Raw genomic sequence first — 26,078 nt, 5'->3', positions numbered from 1 at the left:
GCAAGTGGTCAGCTTCGGCTCCCGGCGGGCTCGTCATGCACAACATGAGCCCACCGCTGATCACCGGCAACACACGGTAGTCGCCAAGCGCGCACGTGCGGCGAGCAGTTGACAAACTTGCCCGCCATTCGTCCCGCTCTGGTATGAGGCCTCGTACGCCAGCCCGAAAACGCCGGCTTGACCCCCTACCGCCGCGACGGCGGCGAAGGGGGTCCCGGATGCCGCAGGGTCACGCGTTGCGGATCGGATGCCGCAGGGTCACGCGCTACGGATCAGGCGCCGCACAGGCAGGCGCCGCAGGGTCACGCGCTACTCATCAGGCGCTCGGTGCCACCTCGGCGCTGCTCGTATCGACCGACGCGGTCCACCCCGTGGCGGGCGCCGTCGCCACCGCGCGCCACCACGGCTCGGACGGAATGCCCTCGGCGGTCGGCTCGAACGGCTCGCCGGGCCGCGGCAGCGCGATGCGCGCACCTTCCGCGGCTGCTGCCGCGACCGTGCCCTCGCCGGGCTCGGCCCACGGGTGCGGCGCGAGATTGAACGTCCCCCAGTGGATCGGCAGCATCGCGCCGGACGGCTTCCCGCCCTGCAGATCGAGATGAGCGCGGACACCTTCGGCGGGCGTCATATGGATGTCGGGCCAGTATTCGCTGTACGCACCGATCTGGATCATGGTGGCATCGAACGGGCCGTGCTCCGCGCCGATGTCCTTGAAGCCGGGGAAGTAACCGGTGTCCCCGCTGTGGTAGATCCGGTGCTCGGGGCCCGCGACGGCCCATGACGCCCAGAGGGTGTGCTGCTGATTACGCAGACCGCGCCCGCAGAAGTGGCGCGCGGGCGTGGCGGTCAGCCGGAGGCCGGCCACCTCGGTCGACTCGTTCCAGTCCAGCTCGCGCAGCCGGTCGGCGGGCACGCCCCAGTGCTCCAGGTGTGCGCCGACGCCGAGCGGCACCGCGAAGACCGTGTCCGTGGAGGCCAGGGCACGGATGGTGGGCAGATCGAGGTGGTCGTAGTGGTCGTGGGAGATCACGACGACGTCCACCGGGCCGAGGACGGCGAGCGGTACGGGCACGGGGTGCAGCCGCTTGGGGCCTGCGAAGGGGAAGGGGGAGCAGCGCTCGCCCCAGACCGGGTCGAAGAGCACCCGCCGGCCGTCGATCTCGGCGAGAACGCTCGAATGCCCCATCCAGGTGAGCCGCAGCCCCGAGGCCGGAGGCTTCGCGATATCGGCGAGCGTGGTGGCATGGATGGGCACGAGCCCGACCGGGGACCGGTGCGCCCGAGCTTCCTTCCGGAAGTAGATCTTCGCGAATTCGATCATGGAGCCGCCGGACGGTCTGGTCCTGGCCCCCACAGGGTTCTGGAAGGAGCCGTCCGCGAAGTTCGGCGAGCGGCGGATCCGCTCCCACCGCTCTCCGGCCGGGTCGGCGCCGAATGCGGCGGGTCGCAGCGAGCGCAGCCGGGAGCTCAGCGGGTGGGGGGAACCAGTGCCGGTCACGGCACCTCCTGATGTCGGTGTCTTTTCATTATGAGCGGGGGGTACGAAGGGACGGGAACGGGCCCGTTACGGGACTCGGCGTCACCGGTTTCCCGGGACTTGACGTCGCTGTCCCGGCCCGGCCATCGCCGGTTTCGCGGCCGGGGCCGGAGCGCGGGCGGCATGACCGACTCAGCCGCGCGGCTGGCCGTAGGCCCGTTCGATGCGCAGCCGCAGCACCAGGCGCTTGTCGCGGACCATCGAACGCCGGTAGTCGTCCCAGTCCTGGTGTTCACCCACGACGTCCCGGTAGAGGGTGATCAGCTCTTCGACGGTGGCGTCGTGCGGGTCGGCCGCGACCGGGGAGAGCTCCGCGGTGCCCTCGACGACGGTCCATGCCCAGCGGTCGTCGCTGGTGACGTGGTATCCGGCGCGCGGGTCGCGGCGCAGGTTCCTGGTCTTGGCCCGGTCATCGGTGACGGACACCCGGATGGTCCGCTCGTCGGGGTAGTACGCGTGCTTCACATTGGAGAGCTGGGGCCTGCCGTCCCGCTTGAGCGTGACCAGCACCCCTCCGTCGCACTCGGCGACCAGCTTCAGCAGCGCTTCCTGCTGAGCGTCCCTCTGCGGATCCTGCGGTGCGTCGATGTCCGTCATGACCACAGCAACGTCTCACCTCTCACGGGTGTTCCTGAAGATCTTTCCCTCCCGATGTCACATCCCGGGGCACCCGGTCCGTCGTACGCGTGAGAGGACGTCGTCCACACCTTCAGGAGGCCCGTCATGGCCCGTATTTCGCTCACCCCGCGCCGCTCGCTCCTGTTCCGCGCGGTGGAGTGGTACTGCAAGCGCACATACGGAAAGGTCCTCGACCCCGCGAGGGCGCTGGCCCACAACCCCCGGGTGCTGTGGAGCGATCTGCGTTTCGAGCTGTCGGTGGCCAAGTGGAAGGAGCTCGACCCCTGTCTGAAGGCGCTGGCCGTGATGGCTTCGGCGGCCTCGATCGGGTGCAGCTGGTGCATGGACTTCGGCCACTGGGAGAGCCAGGGCATGGGCATGGACGTCCGCAAGCTGCGCGATGTACCGATGTGGCGCGACAGCACCGTCTACACCCCGCTGGAACGCGATGTCATGGAGTACGCGGAGGCGATGACCGCCAATCCCCCGGAGGTCGGGGACGAGTCGGCGGCCCGGCTGCTCACCGCCCTCGGCGAGGCCGCGTTCGTCGAGCTGACCGCGATGGTGGCGGTGGAGAACTTGCGCTCGCGGATGAACGCCGCACTGGGTCTGACCAGCCAGGGCTTCAAGGACCACTGCGACATTCCGGCACGTCCGGGGACCGCCGCAGGCTGAGCCGCGTGCTGCGGGACCACCGGCCGGCAACATTGTTGACGATCATGTTGACGGGGGAGCTCCCAGCTCCAGATATTGACTGGCGATTCAGTTAGTCTGTGATCCGGCCACGGGCGCGGGCGGTTGCTGTCCCCGGCCCCACCGTGATCACTGTTCCCGAGGAGACCGCCAGATGACCACTCCCCTGCTGTCGCTCACCTGGACCGACCATGTCACCGGCCGCCGGGGCCATCTGGTGATCGACCGGCTGGTGCGCGGGGTCTCCAGCGGGGGCCTGCGGATGCGCGAGGGCTGCACGCTGGACGAGGTGGCCGGGCTGGCCCGCGGGATGACGATGAAGGAGGCCCTCCACTACAACCCCGAGGGCCGGTACATCCCGCTCGGCGGCGCCAAGGGCGGTATCGACTGCGACCCGCAGGACCCGCGGGCGTACGGAATCCTGGTCCGCTATCTGCGCGCCGTACGCCCGTACATCGAGAACATGTGGACCACCGGCGAGGACCTCGGGCTGACCCAGGACATCGTCGACAGGGCCGCGGCCGAGGCCGGTCTGGTCTCCTCCATCCAGGCCGTCTATCCGCTGCTGGACGACGAGGCGACGGCGCGCCGTCGGCTCGCGGACGCGTTCGCCGTCGAGGTGGACGGCATCGGGCTCGACGAGCTCGTCGGCGGCTGCGGTGTCGCCGAGTCGGTGCTGGTCGCGCTGGACCGGGCGGGCGTGGCATACGAGGGGACCCGGGTCTCCGTCCAGGGTCTTGGCACGATGGGCGGCGCGACGGCCCGGTTCCTCGCCCGCGCCGGGCTGAAGATCGTCGCCGTCGCCGACGTCAAGGGCACCGTCGCCAATCCGGCCGGGCTCGATGTCGATGCGCTGCTCGCGGCCCGTGACTCGTACGGGACGGTCGACCGTACGGCGCTGCGGCCGGACGATCTGGAGCTGTCCGACGACGCGTGGCTGTCGGTCGACGCGGAGGTACTGGTGCCTGCCGCGGTCTCGTACGCAGTGGACACCGCCAACCAGGCGCGGATCACCGCGCGTTGGATCGTCGAGGCGGCGAACATGCCGGTGCTGCCGGATGCCGAGGAACTGCTCGCGCGGCGCGGCATCACGGTACTGCCGGACGTCGTCGTCAACTCCGGTACGAATGCCTGGTGGTGGTGGACTCTGTTCGGGGACATCGGCGCCGACGCGGACGAGGCGTTCGCGTACACCCGTCACTCGATGCGCGCGCTGATCGGCCAGATGCTGGCGCGTGCGGAGGCGGACGGGACCACGGCGCGGGCCGCCGCGCACGCGATCGTCGCCGACCGGCTGCCGGTTATCGCCGAGCGCTACGGCTGGTACAGATGACGGCTTGGCCCGACATCCTCTCCGCCCCGGGGTGGGTCGCCGTCGTCCGCGGACCGCAGTGAGGACGGCCGGCTGGACCCGCGTCCGGGCCCAAGATCGCCTGTGTAGGGTGACGACGTGACAAGAGTCCGGTTGAGCGTGACGGAGCGGCGGGAAGAGCTGCTTCGTGCTGCCGTCGGGCAGATCGAGGAACACGGTGTGGCGGCCGTACGGATCGCCGATGTCGCGTCGGCCCTCGGTGTGAGCAATGCCCTGGTGCTCTACCACTTCTCGACCAAGGAGAAGCTCGTCGCGGCCGCCTTCACCTACGCCGCCGACGGTGACCTCGCGCATCTGCGCAAACTGCTGAGCCGCCGGACCACCGCACTGCGCCGGTTGCGCGCCGCGGTCCGCTGGTACGCGCCGACCGGGCAGGCCAAGGGCTGGCGGCTGTGGATCGAGGGCTGGGCGGCCGCGCTGCGCGAGCCGGCGCTGCGGGACGTCGCCCGAGATCTGGACCAGCAGTGGAAGGCGGCTCTGACCGAGGTCATCGCGGAAGGTGCGGCGGCGGGCGAGTTCCCGTGCGAGGACCCGGCGGCGACGGCCTGGCGGCTGACGGCGTTTCTGGACGGGCTCGCCGTGCAGATGACCTCGTACGCGGGGTCGCTGTCGCGCGCCGCGATGCTGGAGTGGACGGACGACGCGCTCGCCCGTGAGCTCGGTGTCCACCGTGACGCACTGACCGCCGCCGCACGCTGAACGCCTGAACGGGCGGGCCCGCAGCCCCCATACTGGGCAACTGTGTCTCACCAGTCGCAGCACCAGACGTATCAGCAGCCCGAGCAGCCGACGGATCGCCTCCCACCCGATGTGCTGGTGGTCGGCGGTACCGGGGTGGACACGGTCGTCCGCGTCGACGCCCTGCCGGTCCCGCTCGCGGACTCTGTCGGCGTCGGCCCGATCCGTGAATGGCCGGGCCACACCGGTGGCAATGTCGCCCTGGGCTGCCGGGCCCTCGGGCTGAATGCCACCCTCCTCGACTACATCGGCGACGACTGGCCGGGCCGTCTGGTCCGGGAACAACTCACCGCGGGCGGCGTGGATTTCGAGTCCCTGATCTCCCCGGCCGGGACGCGGCGCGCGGTCAACCTCGTCGACCCCGCGGGCCGCCGGATGTCCTTCTACGATGCCCGCGATCCCGACGGGCTGCGGATGCCGCGCGACTTCTACCTCCCCCATCTGCAGCGTGCTCGCCACATCCATCTCTCGATCATGAACTTCGCGCGGTTCCTCTACGACGACATCGAAGCGCTGGGCGTGCCGGTCTCCACCGATCTGCACGACTGGGACGGACTGGCGGAGCACCAACGGGAGTTCGCGCTCCGCTCGGACCTGGTCTTCCTCAGCACGGCGGGCGCGGGCGAGCGCATAGCATCGGTGATGCGGGAGATCCTGCGCGACGGTCGGGCGCAGGCGGTGGTCGCGACGGCGGGTGCCGGTGGCTCGTACCTCCTCAGCCGCGACGGCGGATCCACCCCGCGCCCGGTCCCGGCAGTCGCCCCGCCCGCTCCGGTGGTGGACTCCAACGGCGCGGGTGACGCCTATGTCTGCGGCTTTCTGTTCGGGCAGCTGTCGGGCCGCGACCTGGAGGAGAGCGCGAGGCTGGGCGCGGTGGCCGGCGCCCATGCCTGTACGGGCGAGGGCAGTACGGCGCTGATCGGACCGGCCGACCTCCTGTCGTCGGCCGTGGTCTGACGCACCGGTTCGTACGCCGCTGTGCCTCAGCCGTCGTACGGGGCGGGGAAGGCGATCCCTGTCAGCCTCGCCGACTCCTGCCACAACCGGCACGCGACCGCGGGATCCTGAGCCCGCGCGGAGAACGCGGTCCGCTGCGGCGCGCCTTTGAAGGAGCCGAGGCCGGACGGGCCGTAGTAGTCGCCGGGCCGCGCCTCCGGGTCGGCGGCGTCCCGCAGCACCGGCAGTGCGCCGCCTGCCCGCGTCCGAACCGAAGGTGCGCACCGCGAAGTTGACGATCCGGGTGGCCCCGCGGCCGCGGCCCGCCCGTGGCAGGCGTCATAGCGACGTTCGCTCTGCAGATCGGCGAAGTCGAGGCGGGCACTGCTCCGCACCATGCTGGTGACGGTGACGACCCGGCTGCCCGGACGGTCGAGGAGCCCGGGCAGCAGCCGCGCTCCGGCTCCGGCGGGTCCCTTGGCGACCGCGAAGCCGATCCCGCGGTTGGCGCCGGTGACCAGGGCCGTACGCCCGGTCAGCCGGGGCAGGTCTGCCACGCCCCGACCATCCGCTGTCACAAGGGCAGCAGATTCGGGCGCTTGGCCTCGACATGGTCGCCGGAGCTCTCACCGCGCAGCCGTCGCCCGATCCACGGCACCAGGTGCTCGCGCGCCCAGTTGATGTCGTCGCGGCGCACCTCGAGCGGTCCGCGCGGCGGCAGGGGCGGCCACGCCTGGTCGGGGTCGGCGGGCACCTCGAGTCCGAGCACCTGGGCGGCACGCAGTGCGACCCTGGTGTGGCCCTCGGGCGACAGATGCAGCCGGTCGGCGTCCCAAGCCCGCCTCTCCTGGATGGACTTGAGCGACCACAGGTCGAGTACGGGGCAGTCGTAACGGTCGGCGATGGCCCGTACATGCGCGGTGTACGTGGCGATCTTGCCGCGCAGATGGCGCAGTACCGGCACGCCGCGGGTGTCGAAGCCGGTGGTCACCATGACGGTGCCGACCGAGCCGGCGAGGTCGGCGACGGCCCGCTCGAAGCGCTCGGCCACGTCGTCGGGGTTGCTGCCGGGCCGGATGATGTCATTGCCGCCGGCGCAGAAGGTCACCAGATCCGGGGCGAGTTCCTTTGCCCGCGGCACCTGTTCCTCGACGATCTGGTCGAGGAGACGGCCGCGTACGGCGAGGTTGGCGTACCGGAAGGTGTGCTCCGGCATTCGGTCGTCGAGCAGGACCGCGAACCGGTCCGCCCAGCCGACGTACGTCCCGCCGGGGCCCGGGTCTCCGACGCCCTCGGTGAAACTGTCACCGACCGCCGCGTACGACCCGAATACGCCACTGTTCTCTGTTCTCGAATCGTCTGCCACGAGACCTCATTTTTCCCTTACGGATGTGACCTACGCGACCGTAAGGAGGGGTTGACGAGGCGTGATGTATCCCACCGGTCAAGATTGGTCCAACCCGGAATACGCCGACTCCCCCCGCGCCGCGGGCGGCGGCACGAGGGGAGGACGGGGCACTGCGTGCGTCGGACGGATCAGAGGGAGACGCCGTGCTGGCGCAGGTAGGCCAGCGGGTCGATGTCCGAGCCGTAGCCGGGGCCGGTGCGGATCTCGAAGTGCAGGTGCGGGCCAGTGGAGTTGCCGGTGGTGCCGGAGAGGCCGATCTGCTGGCCGCCGCTCACGCTCTGGCCGGAGGCGACGGAGAGGGCGGAGAGGTGGGCGTACTGCGAGTAGGTGCCGTCGCTCTGCTGGATGACGATCTGGTTGCCGTACGCACCGGCCCAGCCGGCGGAGACGACGGTGCCCGGGCCGACCGCCTTGACGGTCGTGCCGGTGGACGCCGCGAAGTCGAGACCGGTGTGGTAGCCGCTGGCCCACATGGCGCCGGCGAGGTGGTACGGGGTGATGACGGTCGCGCCGTCCACGGGGGCGGTGAAGCCGGAGGCGCTGATCTGCGCGGCGTTGCCGCCTGCCGAGCCACCGGACGAGGACTTCGCGGAGGACTGCACCACCGAGCCCGAGTCCGAGGAACCCGAGTCCGAGGAACCGGAGGGCGCCTTCGTGGGGGACGCCTTCGAGGTGGACGCCTTCGACGAGGACCGGTCCGGGCTCGACGGGTGCTGCGACGTTTCGGGCGCCTTCGCCTTCGACTTCGCACCGAGGGTGAGCTTGAGGCCCGGGTGGATCAGCGACGGGTTGTCGCCGACGGCCTCACGGTTGTCCTGGTACAGCTTCTTCCAGCCGCCGGGGACACCGTGCTCGTCGGCGATCTTGGACAGGTAGTCGCCGGGGACGACGGAGTACGTGGTGGGAGAGGCCTTCTTCTGCGCCACGTGGGCCGCGGCGGCGGACCCGGCGGAGAAGGGGGAGGACGGGGCGGCGGTCACGGCCTTTTCCGGCGCCACGGCCGGAGCGGTCTTTCCTGCCGCGTGGGCGCCTGCGGCGCCTATCAGCGGCAGGGCGATGGCGGCGCCACCCGTACCGGCGGCGACGAATCCGCGCGTGATCGGGCTGACCTTGGGGCGGCGGTGCTTACCCTTCTTGGGCATGGCGAATTCCTCTCCGGCGCCGGCGAGGTGAGCTGTCGGGTTCGGGCTGGAGATGCCCGGCCGCGCAGTTGCGCGACTTCACCCCAAGCCGTCCGGAAGTCCGGAATCGGCACATCACCTGGGCCCCCCGCTCCTGCCACACATGGGTGGGTGAAATTCCGGTCGGCGGCAGGATTAGGCGTTCCGTCCGGATTGGTCGTGACCGTAAACGAATGGGCGTACCGGAACAAGCTGTCGCTTTCGCCCTTCAATGATCCCTTTGATATCGACCCCGAAATTCCCGTAACCCTCCGTAAATCAAGGATCTTCGCCATCCGCCCCGGAAACGGAATTCACCCCTGCCGCCCCACCACACACCGTCACGAATATGATCCCGCTCACGGCCATGCACCGTCCGCCTTTGGAGACGGGGCACATTATCTCGAATCACCCAATTCGGACAGAACCGTCATTTAATGACGATCGCCTAGTTATGGCCCGCAGTCCTCCTTACCCCCCATTCATGCCACGTCGCGGGAAATCCCAGCGCGGCTCACTGCCCTTGCCCGAGGGGCACATCAGCGGCGCGGAATCAGCGGCGCCGCAGCCGGATCACCGTGGCGTCCATGTCGCCCTTCAGTCCGGTGTGCAGCCCGTGGTGCAGGAGCACGGATCCGCGGTGTACGACGCCCGTGTCCAGGCACTCGTACGCGGCTGACGGATCGAGCCCGCGCAGCCTGAGCCTGGGCGGCTGTTCGCCGTAGTGCTGTGCCTGGAGCCAGGCGAGAACGACGTTCTCGTCACCGCGTACGTACTGCACGGCGCTCAGTCCGCCCTCCGGCGCCCGCAGCCGGTACAGCTCGCCGTGCTGAACCACCGGCCTGATCTTCTTGTAGAGCTCCACCCAGCCGTGCGCCTCGGCGAGCTCCTCCGCGCTCCACTCGGTGAGATCGCCACCGACTCCGAGCACTCCTGCCATGGCGCTCACAAAGCGGAAGCGGAGCGTGCTGACGCGGCCGTTGAGCTGGACATTGGGACTGTCGGTCACCCAGGCCGCCATGACCCGTGCCGGATGCAGCTGGGTGAAGCCCTGCTGGATGGCGAGCCGGTCCAGCGGATCGGTGTTGTCGGAGGTCCACACCTGATCGGTCCGGGACAGAATTCCGAGGTCGATCCGGCCACCGCCGCCCGAGCAGGACTCGAAGGCGACCGAGGGATGCGCGGCGCGCAGCCGGTCGAGGAGCGCGTACAGCGCCTGCACATGCTCGACCCACAGCTTCTGCGGATATGTCTCGCCGGGCCAGCCGGCGTCCGTGAAGCAGCGGTTGAAGTCCCATTTCACATAGTCGATGGGCGCGCTGCCGAGCAGTCCGTCCAACTGCTCCCAGAGGTAGGCCTGTACGTCCTCGCGCGCGAGGTTCAGTACGAGCTGGTTGCGGAACTCCGTCCGTCCCCGTCCCGGGTGGTGCTGCACCCAGTCGGGGTGCGCGCGATAGAGATCACTGTCGGCATTGACCATCTCCGGTTCGACCCAGATCCCGAACTGCATGCCCAGCGCGTGCACTTCGTCGGCGAGGGGCTTCAGCCCCCGCGGAAAGCGCTCGGCGTTGGCTGTCCAGTCGCCGAGTCCGGCGCGATCGCTGGTGCGCTGCCCGAACCACGCGTCGTCCACCACGAACAGTTCGACGCCCATGGCCGCGGCCCGCTGCGCGAGCGCCCGCTGCTGCTCCTCGGAAATGTCGAAGCCGGTGGCCTCCCAGGAGTTGTAGAGCACCGGCCGCTCGGCCTGGGCGTCCGGGATCACATGCGCCAGCTGCCAGGCGTGCCAGGCCCTGCTGGCTCCACCGAACCCTCCTTCGCTCCACAGTCCGGCGAAGACGGGCGAGGTGTACGACTGGCCGGGTGCGAGCCGCAGCAGCCCGGAGTCGTCGTAGCCGGCTCCGCCGGTGATCTGTACGAGTCCGTCGGGCAGCTGCGCCACGGAGATCCGCCAGGACCCGGACCAGCCGAGCGCGGCGCCGTACACCTCACCCCGCTCCTCCGTAGCCCCTTCCGCGTCCAGCGCGACCCAGGGCAGATGCTGGTGGCCGGTGTGGCCGCGCCTGCTGCTCAGCACCTTCTCGCCGTACGTCAGCTCCGACCGTACGAGCAGCGACTCCGCCGCCCACCGGCCGTGCAGCTGGCTGAGCCGCCAGCTGTCGCGCTGCGGCAGTGTCCAGGTGGCGGCATCGGCGCGCAGCAGTTCCAGGTCGGGGCCCTCGCCCTCATGGGTGACGGTGACCCAGCGCTCGATGACGTCCGCGTCGCCGCGCATCCGATGGTGCAGGGTGAGCCCGAGGCCGTGTACAGCGTCGGTGAAGCGGAGCCTCAGCTCGTCGCCATGCACCTCATCGGCGCCGGCGAAGGTCCACTCGGTGCCGCGCACCGTGTCCGTACGGACGGAGAGCGCCGGCCGTACGAAGCGCGGGCCGCCCTCGACCGGATACTCCTCGTGGCCGTCGAGCTGTGACTCGAACGGCCAGTAGGGCGGCAGGCCCTGGGCCGCAAGTGCCTCCGCGTCGGCGCCGGAGATCCGTGGCCCCCAGTGGAGATGCAGCAGTTCGTCAGCGTCTGTCAGACGCAGCGCATAACTGCTCCTCGGTCCGGAGAGAACCCACGTCCGACCCTTGCCAACGCTCTCGATCATCCCGACCCCTCAGATACTCACAGGTTCGCACAGGTCCGCACATCATCCGACGGGAGCCGTCGCCGGTGCAACGCTCTTGTGGAGACGAACCGAGATGATTGCCCGATAAAGCAATGTCGTATCGTCGGGAAACGCGCCATCGTCGGCGAGCAGCGCCGACGGCTGTCACTTCAGGAGCCCCCGTGACACAGCAGCTGCCGCAGATCCCGTCGACAGAACCTGAGCTGTCCGGAGTGCGCAACTTCCGGGACGTGGGCGGCCTGCCGACCGTGGACGGCCGGCGGGTGCGGTACGGACGGCTCTTCCGCAGCGGCCACCTCGCCCATGCCACGGAGAGCGACACCGCGTTCCTCTCCACCCTGGGCCTGCACACGATCTTCGACTTCCGTAATGCCGCGGACCAGAAGCTGGAGGGCCCGGACGTCGAGCTGCCGGGCGTGCGCAATGTGAATCTGCCGCTCACCGACCCGGCCGACGGCGCCCAGTTCTGGAAGATGGTCCGGGAGGGCGATCTCGACCAGCTGAAGTCGATCCTCGCGGACGGCAAGGCGGCGGGCCGGATGTCGACGTCGTACCGGACGATCATCAAGCATCGCACCGCCGAGCACAGCCGCGTACTGCACGCGCTCGCTGAAGACAGTGTCCCGGCGCTGATGCACTGCGCGGCGGGCAAGGACCGCGCCGGAATCTCGATCGCCGTGTCGCTGCTCGCGGTCGGCGTGGAGCGCGAGGCCATCGAGGCGGACTACCTCAAGTCCAATGATCCGCACCGGCGTTATCTGGTGCGCCGCAGCGACAACTCCCCGGCCGGGATGTCCCCGGAGGTGATGGAGCTGCTGAGCCCGCTCTTCGACGCGCGCGCCGAGTACCTCGCGGCGGCCTTCGAGACGATCGAGGAGACCTGGGGCACGACGGAGCGGTACCTCGCCGAGGGCCTGAAGATCGCCCCGGAGACGCGCGAGCGCCTGCGCGAGCGTCTCATCGACGAGGCGTAGGCGACCGCGGAGCAGAGGATGCGGAGCCGCCGGATGCCGAGCGGCCGCCTACTGGTTCTGGCCGCCCAGCGTGAACAGAAGGTAGAGGAACCCGGCGAACAGATGGCCCGCCACCAGATAGGCGAACAGCCGGATCACCAGCCCACGGGGAAACGACCGCTCTTCATTGCTCTTGGACATAACAGGCCTCTTCTCTGAACTCAGTTGTGCGGATGGAGGTTGGGGCTCTGCAGCAGCGTGTGGACGAACAGCAGCTCGGCACCCTCGCGGCCGACCGCCGCGAGACGGTGCGGGGTCAGTGAGTCGAAGTGCGCGCTGTCCCCGGGCGCCAGCTCGTGGACTGCGTCACCCAGGCTCAGGCGCAGCCGGCCGTTGAGGATGTACAGCCACTCCTCCCCGGGATGCACCCGGACGAGCTCGCCCTGGCTGCCGTACGGAACCACCAGCCGCAGGGCCTGCATCGCCCGGCCGGCTCCGCCGGTCTGGTGGTAGGTCCAGCCGTCGGCCTCGGAGGGCTCCCGGCTGCCGGCGCGGATGATCGGATCGCGCTCCGGCGCGAGCTCGCCGAGGAGCTCCGCGACTGTCGTACCGTAGATTCTGGCGAGAGCGAGCAGCATCGGCAGCGACGGCTGACGGTTGCCCGTCTCCAGCCTGGACAGGTGGGCGGGGGAAAGCCCCGCACGCTGGGCTGCGGCTTCCAGGGTGAGGCCACGGCGGCGGCGCAGATCGCGTAGCCGTGGCGCGACATCCGGCAGCACCGTGGCCGCCTCTTCAGTGGGGCTCATGCCTCCATTGCGCCAGGATCTTTCCCCTGGGGCAAATTTTTTGCCCCAGGGGCAAAATCAGCGGTTGGCGACCGCCTGCTTCACCAGCGTCTTGCCGAAGTCCCACATCAGCCCGCCACCGCCGTGCGCATCGTCCATCACCGCGGTGAAGGCCGCCACGAACCGCTCGACCTCCCGCTCTCCGATGGTCAACGGCGGAATCAGCTTGATCACTTCCAGGTGGTCGCCGGAGACCTGGGTGAGGATCCGGTGCTTCTGCAGCAGCGGCACCACCACCATCTGCGCGAAGAGACCCTTGCGGGCCGCCTGCAGCATGGTCCAGCGGCCGCGCAGCTTGATCGAGTCCGGGCGGCCGAACTCGATGCCGATCATCAGGCCGCGGCCCCGCACCTCGTGCAGCAGCTCATAGCGGTCGACGAGCGCGGCCAGCCGCGACCGCAGCAACTCTCCGGTCACCCGCGCGTTCGCCACGACATGCTCGTCCTCCAGCACCGCGAGCACCGCGAGCCCGGCAGCCATCGCCTGGGCGTTGGAGCCGAAGCTGGCCGAATGCACCAGCACCCGGTCCATCGACGAGTAGACCTTCTTGAAGATCCAGTCCTTGCCGAGCGTCGCGCCGACCGGCACGTACCCGCCCGAGAGCGCCTTCGCCACACAGACCAGATCCGGCTCGACCCCTGCCTCGTACTGGTACGCGTAGAAGTCACCGGTCCTGCCGAGGCCGGTCTGCACCTCGTCGGCGATCAGCAGCGCCTTGTGCTTGTGCAGCAACTCCTGTGCGGCGTAAAGGAATCCTGGCGGCGTCGCATGCACGCCCTTGCCCTGGATCGGCTCCACGACGAAGCCCGCCACATCGCCCCGCAGCAGCTCCCGCTCCAGCGCGGCCAGATCGCCGAGCTCGATCGCGGTGTCGGGCAGCAGCGGCGCGAAGCCGTCCCGGAAGCCGGCCTCCCCGTTGACCGACAGCGATCCGGTGGTCAGCCCGTGGAAGGCGTGCGAACAGTAGAGGATCCTCGGCTTCCCGGTCGCGTACCGGGCGAACTTCAGCGCCGTCTCCACCGCCTCCGTACCGCTGTTGCCGAAGAACACCCGGTCCAGGTGCGGACTCTGCCTCAGCAGCTTCTCCGCCAGCAGCCCCGGCAGCGGCTGGCAGTCGAAGCGTGTGAGGTCCGCGAGCGAGGCGTCGAGGACATCGTGCAGCGCCTTGCGTACGACGGGATGGTGCCGGCCGAGCCCCATCACCCCGAAGCCCGCGAGCATATCGAGATAGTCGTTGCCGTCGGCGTCCCAGAAGTACGCGCCCTCGGCCCGCTCATAGACCTTGTCGAAGCCGATGGTGTGCAGCATGCGCGGCAGCTGGTGGTTGAGATATCGCGCATGCAGCTCATAGCGCTCGGCCCCGCGCTCCGCGAGGAGTCTCGCCAGATCGAAGCCCTTGAGCGGATCGGTCATTCCTCAGCTCTCCTTGACTGCCATGGCGGCACTGATCCGTCCCGCGATCTCGACCGGGGTGAGTCCGATGTCGGCCAGCACCTCGCCGCGTTTGGCGTGCGCGAGGAACTGCTCGGGGATGCCGAAGGTGCGCAGCGGCACATCCACGCCGGCGTCGCGCAGCGACTGCCCGACGGCCGAGCCGACACCGCCGTTGCGGCTGTTGTCCTCGACCACTGCCACCAGCCGGTGCTGGGCGGCGAGCGGTGCGAGCTGTTCGTCGACGGGCTTGACCCAGCGCGGGTCCACCACGGTGCAGCGCAGACCGCGGCCCCTGAGCAGTTCCACCGCCTGCAGACAGACGGCGGCCAGCGCGCCGACCGAGACCAGAAGCACCTCGGCGTCGTCGGCCCGGTGCAGTACGTCCATCCCGCCGATCCGGCCGATCGCCTCGACCGGCTCGCCCACCGACTCCTTGGGGAAGCGCAGCACCGTCGGCGCGTCTGCCACGGCGACGGCCTCGCGCAGCTCCTGGCGCAGCCGGTCGGCGTCGCGCGGCGCCGCGATCCGCAGCCCCGGGACGACCTGCAGGATCGACATGTCCCACATGCCGTTGTGGGAGGGCCCGTCGACCCCGGTGACGCCGGCCCGGTCCAGTACGAACGTCACCCCGCACTTGTGCAGGGCGACATCCATCAGCAGCTGGTCGAAGGCGCGGTTGAGGAAGGTGGCGTACACGGCGACGACCGGGTGCAGTCCGCCGGTGGCCAGCCCGGCCGCGGAGACCGCGGCGTGCTGCTCGGCGATGCCGACGTCCCACACCCGCTCGGGGAACCGCTCGGCGAACTCGGTCAGCCCGACGGGATGCAGCATCGCGGCGGTGATCGCCACGACGTCCGGCCGTTCCGCGCCGATCTCGGCGATCTCGTCCCCGAACACCGAGGTCCAGGAAGGCCTGTTGGAGGGGGCGAGCGGCTCGCAGGTGAGCGGGTCCATCACGCCGACGGTATGGAAGCGGTCGGCGTCGTCCTCCAGCGCAGGCTGGTAGCCCCGCCCCTTCTCGGTCAGACAGTGCACCAGTACGGGCCCGTGGAAGCGTTTCGCGCGGCGCAGCGCGGACTCGACGGCCGCTATGTCGTGTCCGTCGATCGGCCCCAGGTATTTCAGGCCCAGATCCTCGAACATCCCCTGCGGTGCGAAGGCGTCCTTGAACCCCTTCTTCGCGCCGTGCAGCGATTCGTACAGCGGCTTCCCGACCACGGGTGTGTGCTGAAGAACGTCCTTGCCCCAGGCCAGCATCCGCTCGTAGCCGTCGGTGGTACGGAGGGTGGCGAGGTGGTTGGCGAGGCCGCCGATGGTCGGCGCGTAGGACCGCTCGTTGTCGTTCACCACGATGATCAGTGGCCGGTCCTTGGCCGCGGCGATGTTGTTGAGCGCCTCCCAGGCCATACCGCCGGTGAGCGCGCCGTCGCCGATGACCGCGACGACATGGTCGCTGCTGCCCAGCACCTGATGTGCCTTGGCCAGGCCGTCCGCCCAGCCGAGCACGGTCGAGGCGTGGGAGTTCTCGATGACGTCGTGCTCGGACTCCTCGCGGGACGGGTAGCCGGAGAGACCGCCCTTGCCGCGCAGCTTGGAGAAGTCCTGTCGGCCGGTGAGCAGTTTGTGTACGTAGCTCTGGTGCCCGGTGTCCCAGAGGATGCGGTCGACGGGCGAGTCGAAGACCCGGTGCAGGGCGACGGTCAGCTCCACCACCCCGAGGTTCGGCCCCAGATGGCCCCCTGTTCTGGCCACCGCATGGACCAGGAACTCTCTGATCTCCTCTGCGAGATCTTCGAGTTCCGCATCCGTCAGCGCCTTGAGATCGCGCGGCCCCCTGATGGTCTCAAGAATCGTCACGGTCGGACCCCCTTCACATGCTGATCAGCTCACGGTGACGGCGGGCTGCCCGGAGGTCACCCCTGCGTCCTCCATGGATACGGCGATCTTCATCGCCTCTTCGATGAGGGTCTCGACGATCTTCGACTCGGGCACGGTCTTGATGACCTCGCCCTTCACAAAGATCTGACCCTTCCCATTGCCCGACGCCACACCGAGGTCCGCTTCCCTCGCCTCGCCGGGGCCGTTGACGACACACCCCATGACGGCGACGCGCAGCGGCACCTCCATCCCCTCGAGACCCGCCGTGACCTGGTCGGCGAGCTTGTACACATCCACCTGCGCCCGACCGCAGGACGGGCAGGACACGATCTCCAGCCGCCGCTGCCGCAGATTCAGGGACTCCAGGATCTGGATGCCGACCTTGACCTCTTCGGCGGGCGGGGCGGAGAGCGAGACCCGGATGGTGTCGCCGATGCCCTCGCTCAGCAGCGCGCCGAAGGCAACGGCCGACTTGATCGTCCCCTGGAACGCCGGTCCCGCCTCCGTGACGCCCAGATGCAGCGGATAGTCACAGGCGGCCGCCAGCTGCCGGTAGGCGCCCACCATCACCACCGGGTCGTTGTGCTTGACCGAGATCTTGATGTCGCGGAAGCCGTGCTCCTCGAAAAGGGACGCCTCCCACAGCGCGGACTCGACGAGCGCCTCGGGCGTCGCCTTGCCGTACGTGGCGAGGAGCCGGGCATCGAGCGATCCGGCGTTCACCCCGATCCGGATCGGAATCCCCGCATCCGCCGCGGCTCGGGCGATCTCCTTGACCTTGTCGTCGAACTGCTTGATGTTGCCCGGGTTGACCCGGACGGCAGCGCAGCCGGCGTCGATCGCAGCGAAGACGTACTTCGGCTGGAAGTGGATGTCCGCGATCACGGGGATCTGGGACTTGCGCGCGATGGTGGCCAGCGCGTCCGCGTCGTCCTGGGTCGGGCAGGCGACTCGTACGATCTGGCAACCGGACGCGGTCAGTTCGGCGATCTGCTGCAGCGTCGCGCCGATGTCGGAGGTGCGTGTGGTCGTCATCGACTGCACCGACACCGGGGCGTCCCCGCCGACGGCCACAGTGCCGACCTGGATGCGCCGCGAGGTGCGGCGCATCGCGATCGGCCTGGCCGGCAGCTCGGGCAGCCCCAGTGCGACTGGCTTCCCTGCGGGCATCACGTCACCCGCGGTTTCCCGAGACGGTGTCGCGCGCCGCCCGGAGGGACTCCTTGAGGGAGCCCATGGTGGCGAGGACGGCGGTGGGCTCGTAGCCGCAGTGCGCCATGCAGTTGGCGCAGCGCGGGTCCTTGCCGCGGCCGTACTTGCTCCAGTCGGTCTCCTCGATGAGCTCCCGGTAGGTGGGGACGTATCCGTCGGCCATCAGATAGCAGGGGCGCTGCCAGCCGAAGAGCGAGTAGTTGGGGATCGCCCACGCCGTGCACGGGAAGTCCGCCTTGCCCTCGAGGAAGTCGAGGAAGAGCGGCGAGTGATTGAGCCGCCAGCGTCGCCGGTTGCCGCCGGCGAAGGACTTCTTGAACAGCTCACGGGTCTGCTCGACGCCCAGGAAGTGCTCCTGGTCGGGCGCCTTCTCGTAGGCGTACGCGGGCGAGATCATCATCTCGTCCACCTTCAGGTCGTCATTGAGGAAGTTGAGCACCTCGATGACGGTCTGCGGGGTGTCGGTGTTGAAGAAGGTGGAGTTGGTGGTGACCCGGAAGCCGCGCTTCTTGGCCTCCTTGATCGCCTCCACCGCCTCGTCGAACACACCTTCCTTGGCGACCGACTCGTCGTGCCGCTCGCGCAGCCCGTCGATGTGCACGGCAAAGGCGAAGTAGGGAGAAGGGGTGAACTCCTCGATCTTCTTGCGCAGCAGCATGGCGTTGGTGCAGAGGAACACGTACTTCTTCTTGGCCACCAATTGCCGCACGATTTCGTCGATCTGAGGGTGCATCAGCGGCTCGCCGCCTGCGATCGAGACCATCGGGGCCCCGGACTCGAGCACCGCCCCGACTGCCTGCGCGACCGGCATGCGCTGCTTCAGAATCCCGGCCGGGTGCTGGATCTTCCCGCAGCCCTCGCACTTCAGATTGCAGGCGAAGAGAGGCTCCAGCTCGACGATGAGCGGAAACTTCTCACGCTTGCGGAGCTTCTGTTCAATGAGATAAGTCCCGACCCTGATGGTCTGACGGAGCGGCATGGCCATCTAGCTCACCTCCTGGGGAGCAGCAAAGAACGGTGCCATTCGTAGAAAGCGGGAAGGATGGCGCGAAGAACACGGAAAGCTGATATTCCACCGCGCACCGTGCTAATACGGACCAGTTCATGCTCTGGAGCGTCCACGACCACCCGGACGGCCGCAACCGGGCGGGGCCCGGTGCTCAGAGCGCTGCGCAGCGTGGCCGCGGACTCCATGTCCACCGCGATCGCCCCGGTGGCACGCAGCTCGGCACGCTCCTGCCCGCGTACGACATGGTCGGACCCGGTCAGTGGGCCGGTGTGCACGGTGCGTCCGGGTACGGCCCGGGTCACCGCCTTGACCAGCAGTTCTGTGTGTGTGCAGGCCGTGACGCCGGTGGTGTCGCGCGTCTCGTCGGCGACGACGAGGTCCCCGGGATGCATGCCCGGGGCGAGGCCCGCGCAGAAACCGGCGGCGACAACCACCGCACCGCCCAGCGGACCCTCGCGCATCGCACCGAGTACGGCACGTTCCGCGTTGGCCGGCCCCATACCCGTACGGAGCAGGGTGACCTGGCCGCGCGCGCCACTGCGGTCGCCGCTGCGCAGGGCGAGCTTCTCGATGCCGAGCGCACAGGCGATCAGCAGGGGCGCGGCGGCGCCGGACTCCTCCGAGGACGCTTCCATCAGCCCCCCTTGCGACTGTCCGTGCGGTCGGCGAAGGGCTCCCCGTGCACATAGCGACCGAGCGCCGTGAGCGGGAAGACCTGCCGGTAGAGGTGGTAGTTGATGGAGAAGTCCCAGGGGAAGCCGGTGCCGGTGAAGTGCGGCTCGTCCCAGGAGCCGTCCGACTGCTGGTTCTCGACGAGCCAGACCACTCCCCGCTCCGCCGACTCGCTCTCCCGCTCCCCCGCCGCGAGCAGGGCGAGCAGCGCCCAGGCCGTCTGGGACGCGGTGGAGTCACCGTGGCCGATCCACTTCTCCTCGCGATACGAGCGCAGGTCCTCGCCCCAGCCTCCGTCGTCGTTCTGAACGGATCTGAGCCAGCGGACGGCACGGCGGACGGCGGGGTGCGCGGCGGACATTCCGGCCGCGATCAGCGCCGGCACCACCGACCCTGTCCCGTATACGTAGTTGACGCCCCAGCGCCCGAACCAGGCTCCGTTCGTCTCCTGTTCGGCGAGCAGCCACTCGATGCCGCGCCGGGTACGGGGGTGGTGAGCCTTGCCCTCATGGGCCAGCATCTCGACGACATGCGCGGTGACGTCGGCCGACGGCGGGTCGATGACCTCGCCGAAGTCGCAGAACGGCAGCCGGTTGGGGAACGCGCTGGTGTTGTCTGCGTCGAACGCGGCCCAGGCGCCGTTCCTGGACTGCATGCCCATGGTCCAGCGCGCGCCCCGCCCGATCGCCGCATCGACCTGCGTCGGGTCGGCGTGCTTGACCCTCCTCAGGGCGAGGATGACCTCGGCCGTGTCGTCGATGTCCGGGTAGTTGTCATTGTGGAACTCGAACGCCCAGCCGCCCGGGGCCAGTCCGGGCCTGCGTACGGACCAGTCGCCGGGCCGTACGATCTCCTCGCCCAGCATCCAGTCGGCGGCCTTCACGAGCGCGGGGTGGTCCGCTGCCAGCCCGGCGTCGGCGAGCGCGATGGTGGCGAGGCAGGTGTCCCAGACCGGTGACTGACAGGCCTCGATCATGCGGGCGCCGTCCTCGCGCCACACGGCGAAGCGGTCCAGCGACTCCAGGCCCGCCCGCATGACGGGGTGCTGGAGGTCGTAGCCGAGGAGGTGCAGGGCGATCACGGAGTACACGGCGGGCGGCTGGATTCCGCCCCAGCAGCCGTCGTTCTCCTGGCGCTCGATGATCCAGCGAGCGGCGGCGTTCATCGCGACGCGCCGCAGCCGTCGCGGTACGAGCTTGTGGTACGCGTGCAGCGCCTTGTCGGCGCGCTGGAAGAACCCGTCCCAACTCGCGGGGGGCGCAAGTGGTTTGGGCGGGTTCGGCACCCGGGCGTCGATGTGCAGCTCGTCGAGCGCGAACGGCGCGGGCCGCACCGGCCGCTTCGCGGAGACCACGGTGAGCGGAACGATGGTCTGCCGCGCCCAGCAGCCGAAGTCGTAGATGTTCAGCGGGAACCACTTGGGCAGGAAGATCAGCTCGGGCGGCAGCTCGGGCAGGTCGTCCCACTTCCACCAACCGAAGAGGGCCAGCCAGATCCGGGTGAAGACCCGGCTCGCGGCCATGCCGCCCTGCTCGCGGATCCAGCCGGAGGCGCGCGCCATGTGCGGGTCGTCGGGCCGGTCGCCGGCCAGCCGCAGGGCGACGTACGCCTCGATGGTGGTGGAGAGTTCACCGGGACCGCCGTAGAAGGTGGCCCAGGTGCCGTCGTCGCGCTGCTCGCCGCGGATGAAACGGGCGGACGCCTCGGTGGTCACAGCGTCCTGGATGCCGAGGAACTGGCGGAGCAGTAAATCCTCCGCGTCCATCGTCACATTGGTTTCGAGGTCGCCCTTCCACCAGCCCTGGGCGTCCTGCCGACCCAGCAGATGCTCTACGGAGCGTTCCGCGGCCCGCCCTGCGGCGTCGAGAACGGCGCTCGCGGCGGATGTCGTTTCGGTTGTTTCACTGGCCGCGGTTGCGCCGGCCCACGCGGGCCCGCTGCTTCCGTCGGTCGTCGCTGTCATGGCTTCCCCTTCGATGCAGTGGCTCTCTGCTGTGCTGGGGTCTCCGTCGGCCGGCGCACGGTTGCCCGTGCACCGGCCGGCGACTGCGATTCATATGCGGCAGGCGATATCGATCATCTCTTTCGTACGACGACGAAGTCCGCGAGCGCGACGAGCTGCGCCCGCACCTGTTCCGGCATGTCGACACCGCTGAGGGCCTCGATCGCGACGGCGTGCTGCCTGCGGGCCTCCTGCGAGGTCCACTCGCGGCCGCCCGCCTCCTCGATCAGGGCCGCCCTGATCGCGAACTCTTCCTCGGAGAAGCTGTCGAAGTCATTGCTCTTGGCGTCGGCCGCGAGTAGCTCCCCGAGGCGCTGTGAGGCCGGTCCGCCCGCGGCGAGTGCGGCGACGACCGGCAGGGACTTCTTGCGCTGGCGCAGATCGCTCCAGGTCTGCTTGCCGGTGGAGACAGGGTCGCCCCAGATGCCGAGCAGATCGTCGACGGCCTGGAAGGCGAGGCCGAGGTGGTAGCCGTACGCCTCCAGCGTGTCGGCGGTCCTGTCGTCCGCCCCGCCGAGCACCGCGCCGATGGAGACGGCGCAGGCCAGCAGCGCGCCCGTCTTGTTGCCCTCCATCTCCAGGCACTCCTCGACGGTGACCCGCTCGCGGTGCTCGTAGGAGATGTCCTGGGCCTGGCCGTCGATCAGCTTGCGCGTGGCGGTGGTCAGCCGGCGTGTGGCACGCCCCGCCTCGACCGTGCCGAGCTCGAGCAGGACCTCGTTGGCGAGCGCGAAGAGCGCGTCGCCGACGAGGATCGCCTGGGCCGGGCCGTGGACCTTCCAGACGGTGTCCCGGTGGCGGCGCTGCTCGTCGCCGTCCATCAGGTCGTCGTGCAGCAGCGAGAAGTTGTGCACCAGCTCCACGGCGACCGCGCCGGGCACGCCCACCTCGGGCGCTGCTCCGGCCGCCTCGGCGGAGAGCAGTGCGAGCGCCGGCCGTACAGCCTTGCCGCCGTCCCCGGCGGAGGGCCGTCCCTCCGCGTCGATCCATCCGAAGTGATAGGCCGCGACGGTGTCCATGGGCGGCGCGAGCCGGTCCACGGCGGCGCGCAGCACCGGGGTGGACATGGTCCGCCCGCGTTCAAGCAACGCAAGGGTGTCCAGGCTCTCTCCTCCGGCTGCGGTGTCACCAGCCGGATTCGCCGAGGGCACAGTCGGCACGGTCTCTCCTCTTGTTCCAGTACTCAGACTCACGCCGCCTCCTTGAGCGGATGTTCATGGGGGCGGCCGAGCGCGGAGAGTGCGGCACCCGCGGCGCTGAAGCCACTGCGCACGGCGCTCTCCATGGTCGCGGGCCAGCCGGTGGCGGTCCACGCGCCCGCAAGGTACAGGCCGGGGGCGCGGGTCTGCGCGCCGGGTCGCAGCCTGCCGACTCCCGGGGCCGGGGCGAAGGTCGCCGTCCGCTCCCGGGTCACGAAGAAGTCGCGTACGTGGGCGCCGCGCGCGGCGGGCAGCAGCCGTTCCAGCTCGGGTAGATACCGCTCGCGCAGTACGGCGACGGGCGCGTCGATCTCGTCCTCGGCGGCGGACTGGGACAGCGCCAGATACTGGCCGTGCTGCAGGCCCGAGGCCTCGGTGCGGTCGAAGACCCACTGGACCGGAGTGCCGAGCGCGGCGAAGAAGGGGCGGCGCAGCACCTTGCGGTCGTACAGGACATGGATGTTGAGGATCGGCGCGGTGCCGATGTCGAGCAGCCGGTCGGGGTCCGGGAGCGCCCCTTCGGGCAGCAGGGCGTGGGTCTCTCGCTGCGGTACGGCGAGCACGACGGTGTCGGCTTCCAGCTGCTCGCCGTCCACCTCGACGTGCCAGCGGCCGTACTCCGCCCGGGAGATGTCCTTCACGCGGGTCGACAGTTCGGTGCGTACGCCTGCGGAGTCGAGGGCCTTGCGAGCCAGCGTGTCGTGGAGTTCGCCGAGCGGCACGCGCGCCCAGCCGATGTCGGCGGCGCCGGGCTCGGAGAGCAGCCCGGTCTTGAAGACCATCGCGGCAAGGCCCATCGAGGCATTCGGCGCGGTGGCGTTCAGGGTCGCCACGCCGACGAGGTCCCAGAGGGCGTCGATGGTGCGCTGGGACTGGCCGTGGCGGCCCAGCCAGGTGGCGAAGTCGATACCGTCCAGCGCCGGGTCGGCCGGGTCGAGCTTTCCGAGGGCGAGCGCGGCGCGCCCGACACTCGCCCGCTCGGCGAGCGAGAGGTGCGGGTAGGTGGCGAGGCTGCCGGCCAGGTGCAGCGGCACGGGCAGCGCGGTGCGGCGCAGCCGTCCGAGCCGCGGGCCCCGCGCGCGCGCCACGTCCAGCACCGGTACGTCCAACCGGTCCTGGAGCGGGGCGAGATGAGCACCGCCGACCCGCTCGAGGAACCAGCGGTATGCGGCGCAGCAGCGCAGATACACATGCTGGCCGTTGTCGACGGTGAGGTCGCCGCGGCGGAAGGAGAAGGCGAGACCGCCCAGACGAGGGCGGCCTTCGACCAGCGTGACGCGGACTCCCGCGCCGGCGAGTTGCAGTGCCGCGGTGACTCCGGCGAGTCCCCCGCCGACCACCACCGCGTGCCGGGACCGCATGTCGTCGTCGTTCGTCATGCGACCTCCCCTCGGGCCGTTGCCGTCAAGGACGCCGCGCCGTGGCGGACGGTTGCCCGCCGCTTGTGCGCGTGCGCCGGCATCAGGAACGCCCCCTGAGGGTCTGCCGGGTGATGTGCCGGGCGTCGAGTCCGGACAGGCCACGCACGGCGACGTAGGCCTTCTCGCGTCCGGGCAGGGACACGCGGCCGCGCAGCACCGCCTCGGGGTCGCGCTCGATGCGGTCGAGCAGTCGGCGGTAGATGCCGGCCATCGCGGCGACACAGGCGCCGCTGCGCCGGTCGAGCATCGGCAGCAGCCGGTAGCCCTCGGCGAAGAGCGTGCGGGCGCGCCGGACTTCGAAGTGCACCAGGCCGGCGAAGTCGGACCCGGGCGGCGGGGTGGTGGTGCGGAAGCCCGCGGAGCAGCCGAACTTGGCGAGGTCGTCGGCGGGCAGATAGGTGCGTCCGCTGCCCGCGTCCTCGCGAATGTCCCTGAGGATGTTGGTGAGTTGGAGGGCGAGGCCGAGCGTGTCGGCGTACTCGGCGGCGCGCTCGGCGCCACGCGCACCGGGCTGGGTGCCGAACACGCCGAGCGAGAGACGCCCGATCGCGCCCGCGACACACCGGCAGTAGACCTTCAGGTCGTCCCAGGTTTCGTACGTCTCGCCGCGCACGTCCATCAGCACGCCGTTGATGAGTTCGTCGAGCCCGCCGAGCGGGAGCGGGAAGCGACGCGCCGCGTCCGCGAGCGCCACGGCGACCGGGTCGATGTCGTCCTCGTCGACCGCGTCCTGCCGGATCCGGTCCAGCAGGTCCCGCGTGCCCTCGAGCCGGTCCTCCTTGGCCTTCGGCTCGAGGGTGCCGTCGCCGATGTCATCGACACGTCGCGAGAACGCGTACAGCGCCGACATCGCCTGGCGCTTCTCGGTCGGCAGCAGCCTGATGCCGTAGGCGAAGTTGCGCGCCTGCTGTCCGGTGACGGCCTCGCAGTAGCTGTACGCGGCCTGCACCGGTGCGGACACCTCCGTCGGTCCCTCCATCGTCCGGCTCACCCCTCTCTACGCGCTCTTCGCAAGACAGCTCCCACTTCACGCAGCAGATTCGCCTTGGTGGGCTTGGGCGGTCCTGGCAGGACATCGTGTCCGGTGTCCGCGATCGCGGTGAGGGCGGCGAGCCCCCCGGCCACGAATCCGGCGAGCAGCAGCCGCAGCCTGCCGTGGACGCTACCCACCAGTGGGGTGCCTTCATTCAGCAGCTGCCGGGCGCGTTCAGCTTCGTATGCGACCAGGACGCGCACCGACGCGCTCCCGGTTCCCGCGGCGAGGTCGGCCTCCGTGACGCGGAACCGCTCCATGTCCTCGGCCGGCAGATAGACCCGGTCGCGCCCCAGGTCCTCGGTCACGTCCTGGAGGTGTTCGATGATCTGGAGCGCGGTGCACACGGCGTCGGAGCGGCGTACGCGCTCGGGGCTGGCGGTGCCGGTGATCTGCAGCACCAGGCGGCCGACGGGGTTGGCGGACAGCTCGCAGTAGGCGAGGAGATCGTCGTACGTCTTGTAGCGCCGTACCAGCTGGTCCTGGCGGTTTGCCTCGATCAGGCCGAGGAAGGGCTCGGCGGTGAGCGAGCGGCGGCGCACCGTCGGTTGGAGGGCGCGCAGCAGGGGATGCCGCGGCGTGGCGTCGAAGACGCGCCGCAGATCGGCCTCGAAGGCGTCGAGCACGGCGAGCCGGTCCTCGGCCAGTGCCGGGTCCACGCCGAGGTGACGGGCGTCCGCGCCGCCGGGTGCGAGGTCGCCGTCACCGATGTCGTCGACGAGGCGGGCGTAGCCGTAGACGGCCATCAGGTCGTCGCGCCAGGCGCGCGGCAGGAAGAAGGGGGCCACGGGGAAGTTCTCGTCCGCGGCCTTGTCGAGTGTGGCGCGCACGGATGCCTCGGGGCGCGCCATCCGGGTGCCAGTCATGGCGCGCTGCCCGGTGCGGGGACGGCGAAAGCCTCGCGGAGCTGGAGATTTTCCGTCATTGCCGTCACATCTCCCGTTCTACACTGCCGACCCAATACATCCTATTTCGGACACGCCGCCCATCCTCCCCGCTGGGAGACCGCCCGGCGGACAGGATTCCTAGGGAGTATCGCCCTACTTGCCGCAATTCAGCACCGGTACAGCTTACGTTGTACAACGCCCAGTGATACGTCGGGGTGCTGCGCGCGTTACAAGAACACTCCAATCCCGGTCAACCATCCCTGGCGACACAGGACTTGACCTTCACTTGACGATCCCGGCCCGGAGCGGTGGCGACTCCTGCCCGGCCGTCCCCCCGAAGGGCACGGCCTCCACCGCGAGGCGAGCCGAGCCCCAAAAAAGGCCCCCGCCTGGATGTCACGAC

The 26,078-nt window shown here is 69.8% G+C and carries 24 protein-coding genes and 1 riboswitch; of the genes, 5 read left to right on the top strand and 19 right to left on the bottom strand.

The genetic code is table 11. From position 1 onward, the window contains the following. Window positions 1–316: 316 nt before the first annotated feature. Complete coding sequence (locus ACFWDI_RS22075; RefSeq protein WP_385306207.1) at window positions 317–1,498, bottom strand: MBL fold metallo-hydrolase; 1,182 nt, start codon at window positions 1,496–1,498, stop codon at window positions 317–319. 171 nt (window positions 1,499–1,669) lie between these two features. Beyond that, complete coding sequence (locus ACFWDI_RS22070; RefSeq protein WP_385306205.1) at window positions 1,670–2,134, bottom strand: PPOX class F420-dependent oxidoreductase; 465 nt, start codon at window positions 2,132–2,134, stop codon at window positions 1,670–1,672. A gap of 126 nt (window positions 2,135–2,260) precedes the next feature. Between ACFWDI_RS22070 and ACFWDI_RS22065 the strand changes: the two genes are divergently transcribed. The 4 genes from ACFWDI_RS22065 to ACFWDI_RS22050 all read left to right on the top strand — a co-directional run bounded on the left by ACFWDI_RS22065 (window position 2,261) and on the right by ACFWDI_RS22050 (window position 5,915). Beyond that, complete coding sequence (locus tag ACFWDI_RS22065) at window positions 2,261–2,830, top strand: carboxymuconolactone decarboxylase family protein (RefSeq protein WP_385306203.1); 570 nt, start codon at window positions 2,261–2,263, stop codon at window positions 2,828–2,830. 172 nt (window positions 2,831–3,002) lie between these two features. After that, complete coding sequence (locus tag ACFWDI_RS22060) at window positions 3,003–4,181, top strand: Glu/Leu/Phe/Val dehydrogenase dimerization domain-containing protein (RefSeq protein ID WP_385306201.1); 1,179 nt, start codon at window positions 3,003–3,005, stop codon at window positions 4,179–4,181. Between the two features lie 117 nt (window positions 4,182–4,298). Then, a complete protein-coding gene (locus ACFWDI_RS22055; protein WP_385306200.1) occupies window positions 4,299–4,919 on the top strand; it encodes a TetR/AcrR family transcriptional regulator in 621 nt (206 codons plus the stop codon). Window positions 4,920–5,033: 114 nt separating this feature from the next. Then, window positions 5,034–5,915 (top strand): carbohydrate kinase family protein, encoded by an 882-nt coding sequence (locus ACFWDI_RS22050; RefSeq protein WP_385306286.1) that lies wholly within the window; start codon window positions 5,034–5,036, stop codon window positions 5,913–5,915. A gap of 26 nt (window positions 5,916–5,941) precedes the next feature. Here the strand turns inward: ACFWDI_RS22050 and ACFWDI_RS22045 are convergent, their stop codons facing one another. The 4 genes from ACFWDI_RS22045 to ACFWDI_RS22030 all read right to left on the bottom strand — a co-directional run bounded on the left by ACFWDI_RS22045 (window position 5,942) and on the right by ACFWDI_RS22030 (window position 11,109). Further along, entirely contained in the window at window positions 5,942–6,451 is a 510-nt protein-coding gene (locus tag ACFWDI_RS22045) for a hypothetical protein (RefSeq protein ID WP_385306198.1), read from the bottom strand. A 17-nt stretch (window positions 6,452–6,468) separates the two neighbouring features. Further along, complete coding sequence (locus tag ACFWDI_RS22040; protein WP_385306196.1) at window positions 6,469–7,260, bottom strand: SGNH/GDSL hydrolase family protein; 792 nt, start codon at window positions 7,258–7,260, stop codon at window positions 6,469–6,471. 170 nt (window positions 7,261–7,430) lie between these two features. Next, window positions 7,431–8,444: a peptidoglycan DD-metalloendopeptidase family protein gene (locus tag ACFWDI_RS22035; protein ID WP_385306195.1), complete on the bottom strand. Its 1,014-nt coding sequence runs from the start codon at window positions 8,442–8,444 to the stop codon at window positions 7,431–7,433. A 4-nt stretch (window positions 8,445–8,448) separates the two neighbouring features. Then, window positions 8,449–8,603, bottom strand: a riboswitch (cyclic di-AMP (ydaO/yuaA leader). A 412-nt stretch (window positions 8,604–9,015) separates the two neighbouring features. Continuing rightward, the gene (locus ACFWDI_RS22030; RefSeq protein WP_385306194.1) at window positions 9,016–11,109 is read right to left on the bottom strand and encodes an alpha-galactosidase; all 2,094 of its coding nucleotides are present in this window, start codon (window positions 11,107–11,109) and stop codon (window positions 9,016–9,018) included. A 182-nt stretch (window positions 11,110–11,291) separates the two neighbouring features. Here ACFWDI_RS22030 and ACFWDI_RS22025 point away from each other — a divergent pair, with 182 nt between their 5' ends. Further along, window positions 11,292–12,104 (top strand): tyrosine-protein phosphatase, encoded by an 813-nt coding sequence (locus tag ACFWDI_RS22025; RefSeq protein WP_385306192.1) that lies wholly within the window; start codon window positions 11,292–11,294, stop codon window positions 12,102–12,104. A 48-nt stretch (window positions 12,105–12,152) separates the two neighbouring features. Here ACFWDI_RS22025 and ACFWDI_RS22020 read toward each other — a convergent pair whose 3' ends face one another. From ACFWDI_RS22020 to hpnC, 13 genes are all read right to left on the bottom strand, one after another. Further along, the gene (locus ACFWDI_RS22020) at window positions 12,153–12,284 is read right to left on the bottom strand and encodes a DUF6126 family protein (RefSeq protein WP_327327298.1); all 132 of its coding nucleotides are present in this window, start codon (window positions 12,282–12,284) and stop codon (window positions 12,153–12,155) included. A 20-nt stretch (window positions 12,285–12,304) separates the two neighbouring features. Then, the gene (locus tag ACFWDI_RS22015) at window positions 12,305–12,889 is read right to left on the bottom strand and encodes a helix-turn-helix domain-containing protein (RefSeq protein WP_385306191.1); all 585 of its coding nucleotides are present in this window, start codon (window positions 12,887–12,889) and stop codon (window positions 12,305–12,307) included. A gap of 57 nt (window positions 12,890–12,946) precedes the next feature. Continuing rightward, on the bottom strand, window positions 12,947–14,341 hold the full coding sequence (locus ACFWDI_RS22010; protein ID WP_385306189.1) for an aspartate aminotransferase family protein: 1,395 nt from the start codon (window positions 14,339–14,341) through the stop codon (window positions 12,947–12,949). 3 nt (window positions 14,342–14,344) lie between these two features. Beyond that, complete coding sequence (dxs, locus tag ACFWDI_RS22005; protein WP_385306187.1) at window positions 14,345–16,219, bottom strand: 1-deoxy-D-xylulose-5-phosphate synthase; 1,875 nt, start codon at window positions 16,217–16,219, stop codon at window positions 14,345–14,347. A gap of 24 nt (window positions 16,220–16,243) precedes the next feature. Beyond that, the gene (gene ispG / locus ACFWDI_RS22000; RefSeq protein ID WP_385306186.1) at window positions 16,244–17,410 is read right to left on the bottom strand and encodes a flavodoxin-dependent (E)-4-hydroxy-3-methylbut-2-enyl-diphosphate synthase; all 1,167 of its coding nucleotides are present in this window, start codon (window positions 17,408–17,410) and stop codon (window positions 16,244–16,246) included. 4 nt (window positions 17,411–17,414) lie between these two features. Continuing rightward, window positions 17,415–18,437 carry an adenosyl-hopene transferase HpnH gene (hpnH, locus tag ACFWDI_RS21995; RefSeq protein WP_385306184.1) on the bottom strand — a complete coding sequence of 341 codons (1,023 nt, stop codon included), beginning with the start codon at window positions 18,435–18,437 and terminating at the stop codon, window positions 17,415–17,417. A gap of 5 nt (window positions 18,438–18,442) precedes the next feature. Continuing rightward, window positions 18,443–19,096, bottom strand: coding sequence for a 1-hydroxy-2-methyl-2-butenyl 4-diphosphate reductase (locus tag ACFWDI_RS21990; protein ID WP_385306183.1), 654 nt, complete (start codon window positions 19,094–19,096; stop codon window positions 18,443–18,445). Beyond that, complete coding sequence (gene shc / locus ACFWDI_RS21985; RefSeq protein WP_385306182.1) at window positions 19,096–21,096, bottom strand: squalene--hopene cyclase; 2,001 nt, start codon at window positions 21,094–21,096, stop codon at window positions 19,096–19,098. Before shc ends, ACFWDI_RS21990 begins: the two co-directional genes overlap by 1 nt. Window positions 21,097–21,209: 113 nt before the next feature. After that, on the bottom strand, window positions 21,210–22,286 hold the full coding sequence (locus tag ACFWDI_RS21980; protein WP_362683430.1) for a polyprenyl synthetase family protein: 1,077 nt from the start codon (window positions 22,284–22,286) through the stop codon (window positions 21,210–21,212). Between the two features lie 38 nt (window positions 22,287–22,324). Continuing rightward, window positions 22,325–23,713 (bottom strand): hydroxysqualene dehydroxylase HpnE, encoded by a 1,389-nt coding sequence (gene hpnE / locus ACFWDI_RS21975; RefSeq protein ID WP_385306180.1) that lies wholly within the window; start codon window positions 23,711–23,713, stop codon window positions 22,325–22,327. Beyond that, window positions 23,710–23,796 carry a DUF6380 family protein gene (locus tag ACFWDI_RS21970; protein ID WP_362683427.1) on the bottom strand — a complete coding sequence of 29 codons (87 nt, stop codon included), beginning with the start codon at window positions 23,794–23,796 and terminating at the stop codon, window positions 23,710–23,712. Before ACFWDI_RS21970 ends, hpnE begins: the two co-directional genes overlap by 4 nt. Continuing rightward, the gene (gene hpnD / locus ACFWDI_RS21965; protein WP_327327289.1) at window positions 23,796–24,734 is read right to left on the bottom strand and encodes a presqualene diphosphate synthase HpnD; all 939 of its coding nucleotides are present in this window, start codon (window positions 24,732–24,734) and stop codon (window positions 23,796–23,798) included. Before hpnD ends, ACFWDI_RS21970 begins: the two co-directional genes overlap by 1 nt. Before the next feature lie 8 nt (window positions 24,735–24,742). Next, on the bottom strand, window positions 24,743–25,654 hold the full coding sequence (gene hpnC, locus ACFWDI_RS21960) for a squalene synthase HpnC (protein ID WP_385306178.1): 912 nt from the start codon (window positions 25,652–25,654) through the stop codon (window positions 24,743–24,745). Window positions 25,655–26,078 lie beyond the last annotated feature (424 nt).

Source organism: Streptomyces sp. NPDC060064 (assembly GCF_042736455.1).
Taxonomy (GTDB): Bacteria; Actinomycetota; Actinomycetes; order Streptomycetales; family Streptomycetaceae; genus Streptomyces.
The sequence above is the reverse complement of the archived record's forward strand: the minus strand, read 5'-3'. Positions and strand labels throughout refer to the sequence as shown.

Bases quoted from the DNA above. Each gene is read 5' to 3' on its own strand.
- ACFWDI_RS22070 (WP_385306205.1), bottom strand. From the start codon at position 2,134: ATGACGGACATCGACGCACCGCAGGATCCGCAGAGGGACGCTCAGCAG.
- hpnE (WP_385306180.1), bottom strand. From the start codon at position 23,713: ATGACGAACGACGACGACATGCGGTCCCGGCACGCGGTGGTGGTCGGC.
- hpnD (WP_327327289.1), bottom strand. From the start codon at position 24,734: ATGGAGGGACCGACGGAGGTGTCCGCACCGGTGCAGGCCGCGTACAGC.
- ACFWDI_RS22015 (WP_385306191.1), bottom strand. From the start codon at position 12,889: ATGAGCCCCACTGAAGAGGCGGCCACGGTGCTGCCGGATGTCGCGCCA.
- ACFWDI_RS22030 (WP_385306194.1), bottom strand. From the start codon at position 11,109: ATGATCGAGAGCGTTGGCAAGGGTCGGACGTGGGTTCTCTCCGGACCG.
- shc (WP_385306182.1), bottom strand. From the start codon at position 21,096: ATGACAGCGACGACCGACGGAAGCAGCGGGCCCGCGTGGGCCGGCGCA.
- hpnH (WP_385306184.1), bottom strand. From the start codon at position 18,437: ATGGCCATGCCGCTCCGTCAGACCATCAGGGTCGGGACTTATCTCATT.
- ispG (WP_385306186.1), bottom strand. From the start codon at position 17,410: ATGCCCGCAGGGAAGCCAGTCGCACTGGGGCTGCCCGAGCTGCCGGCC.
- ACFWDI_RS21970 (WP_362683427.1), bottom strand. From the start codon at position 23,796: ATGCCGGCGCACGCGCACAAGCGGCGGGCAACCGTCCGCCACGGCGCG.
- ACFWDI_RS21990 (WP_385306183.1), bottom strand. From the start codon at position 19,096: ATGGAAGCGTCCTCGGAGGAGTCCGGCGCCGCCGCGCCCCTGCTGATC.
- hpnC (WP_385306178.1), bottom strand. From the start codon at position 25,654: ATGACTGGCACCCGGATGGCGCGCCCCGAGGCATCCGTGCGCGCCACA.
- ACFWDI_RS22035 (WP_385306195.1), bottom strand. From the start codon at position 8,444: ATGCCCAAGAAGGGTAAGCACCGCCGCCCCAAGGTCAGCCCGATCACG.
- ACFWDI_RS22065 (WP_385306203.1), top strand. From the start codon at position 2,261: ATGGCCCGTATTTCGCTCACCCCGCGCCGCTCGCTCCTGTTCCGCGCG.
- ACFWDI_RS22060 (WP_385306201.1), top strand. From the start codon at position 3,003: ATGACCACTCCCCTGCTGTCGCTCACCTGGACCGACCATGTCACCGGC.
- ACFWDI_RS22020 (WP_327327298.1), bottom strand. From the start codon at position 12,284: ATGTCCAAGAGCAATGAAGAGCGGTCGTTTCCCCGTGGGCTGGTGATC.
- ACFWDI_RS22010 (WP_385306189.1), bottom strand. From the start codon at position 14,341: ATGACCGATCCGCTCAAGGGCTTCGATCTGGCGAGACTCCTCGCGGAG.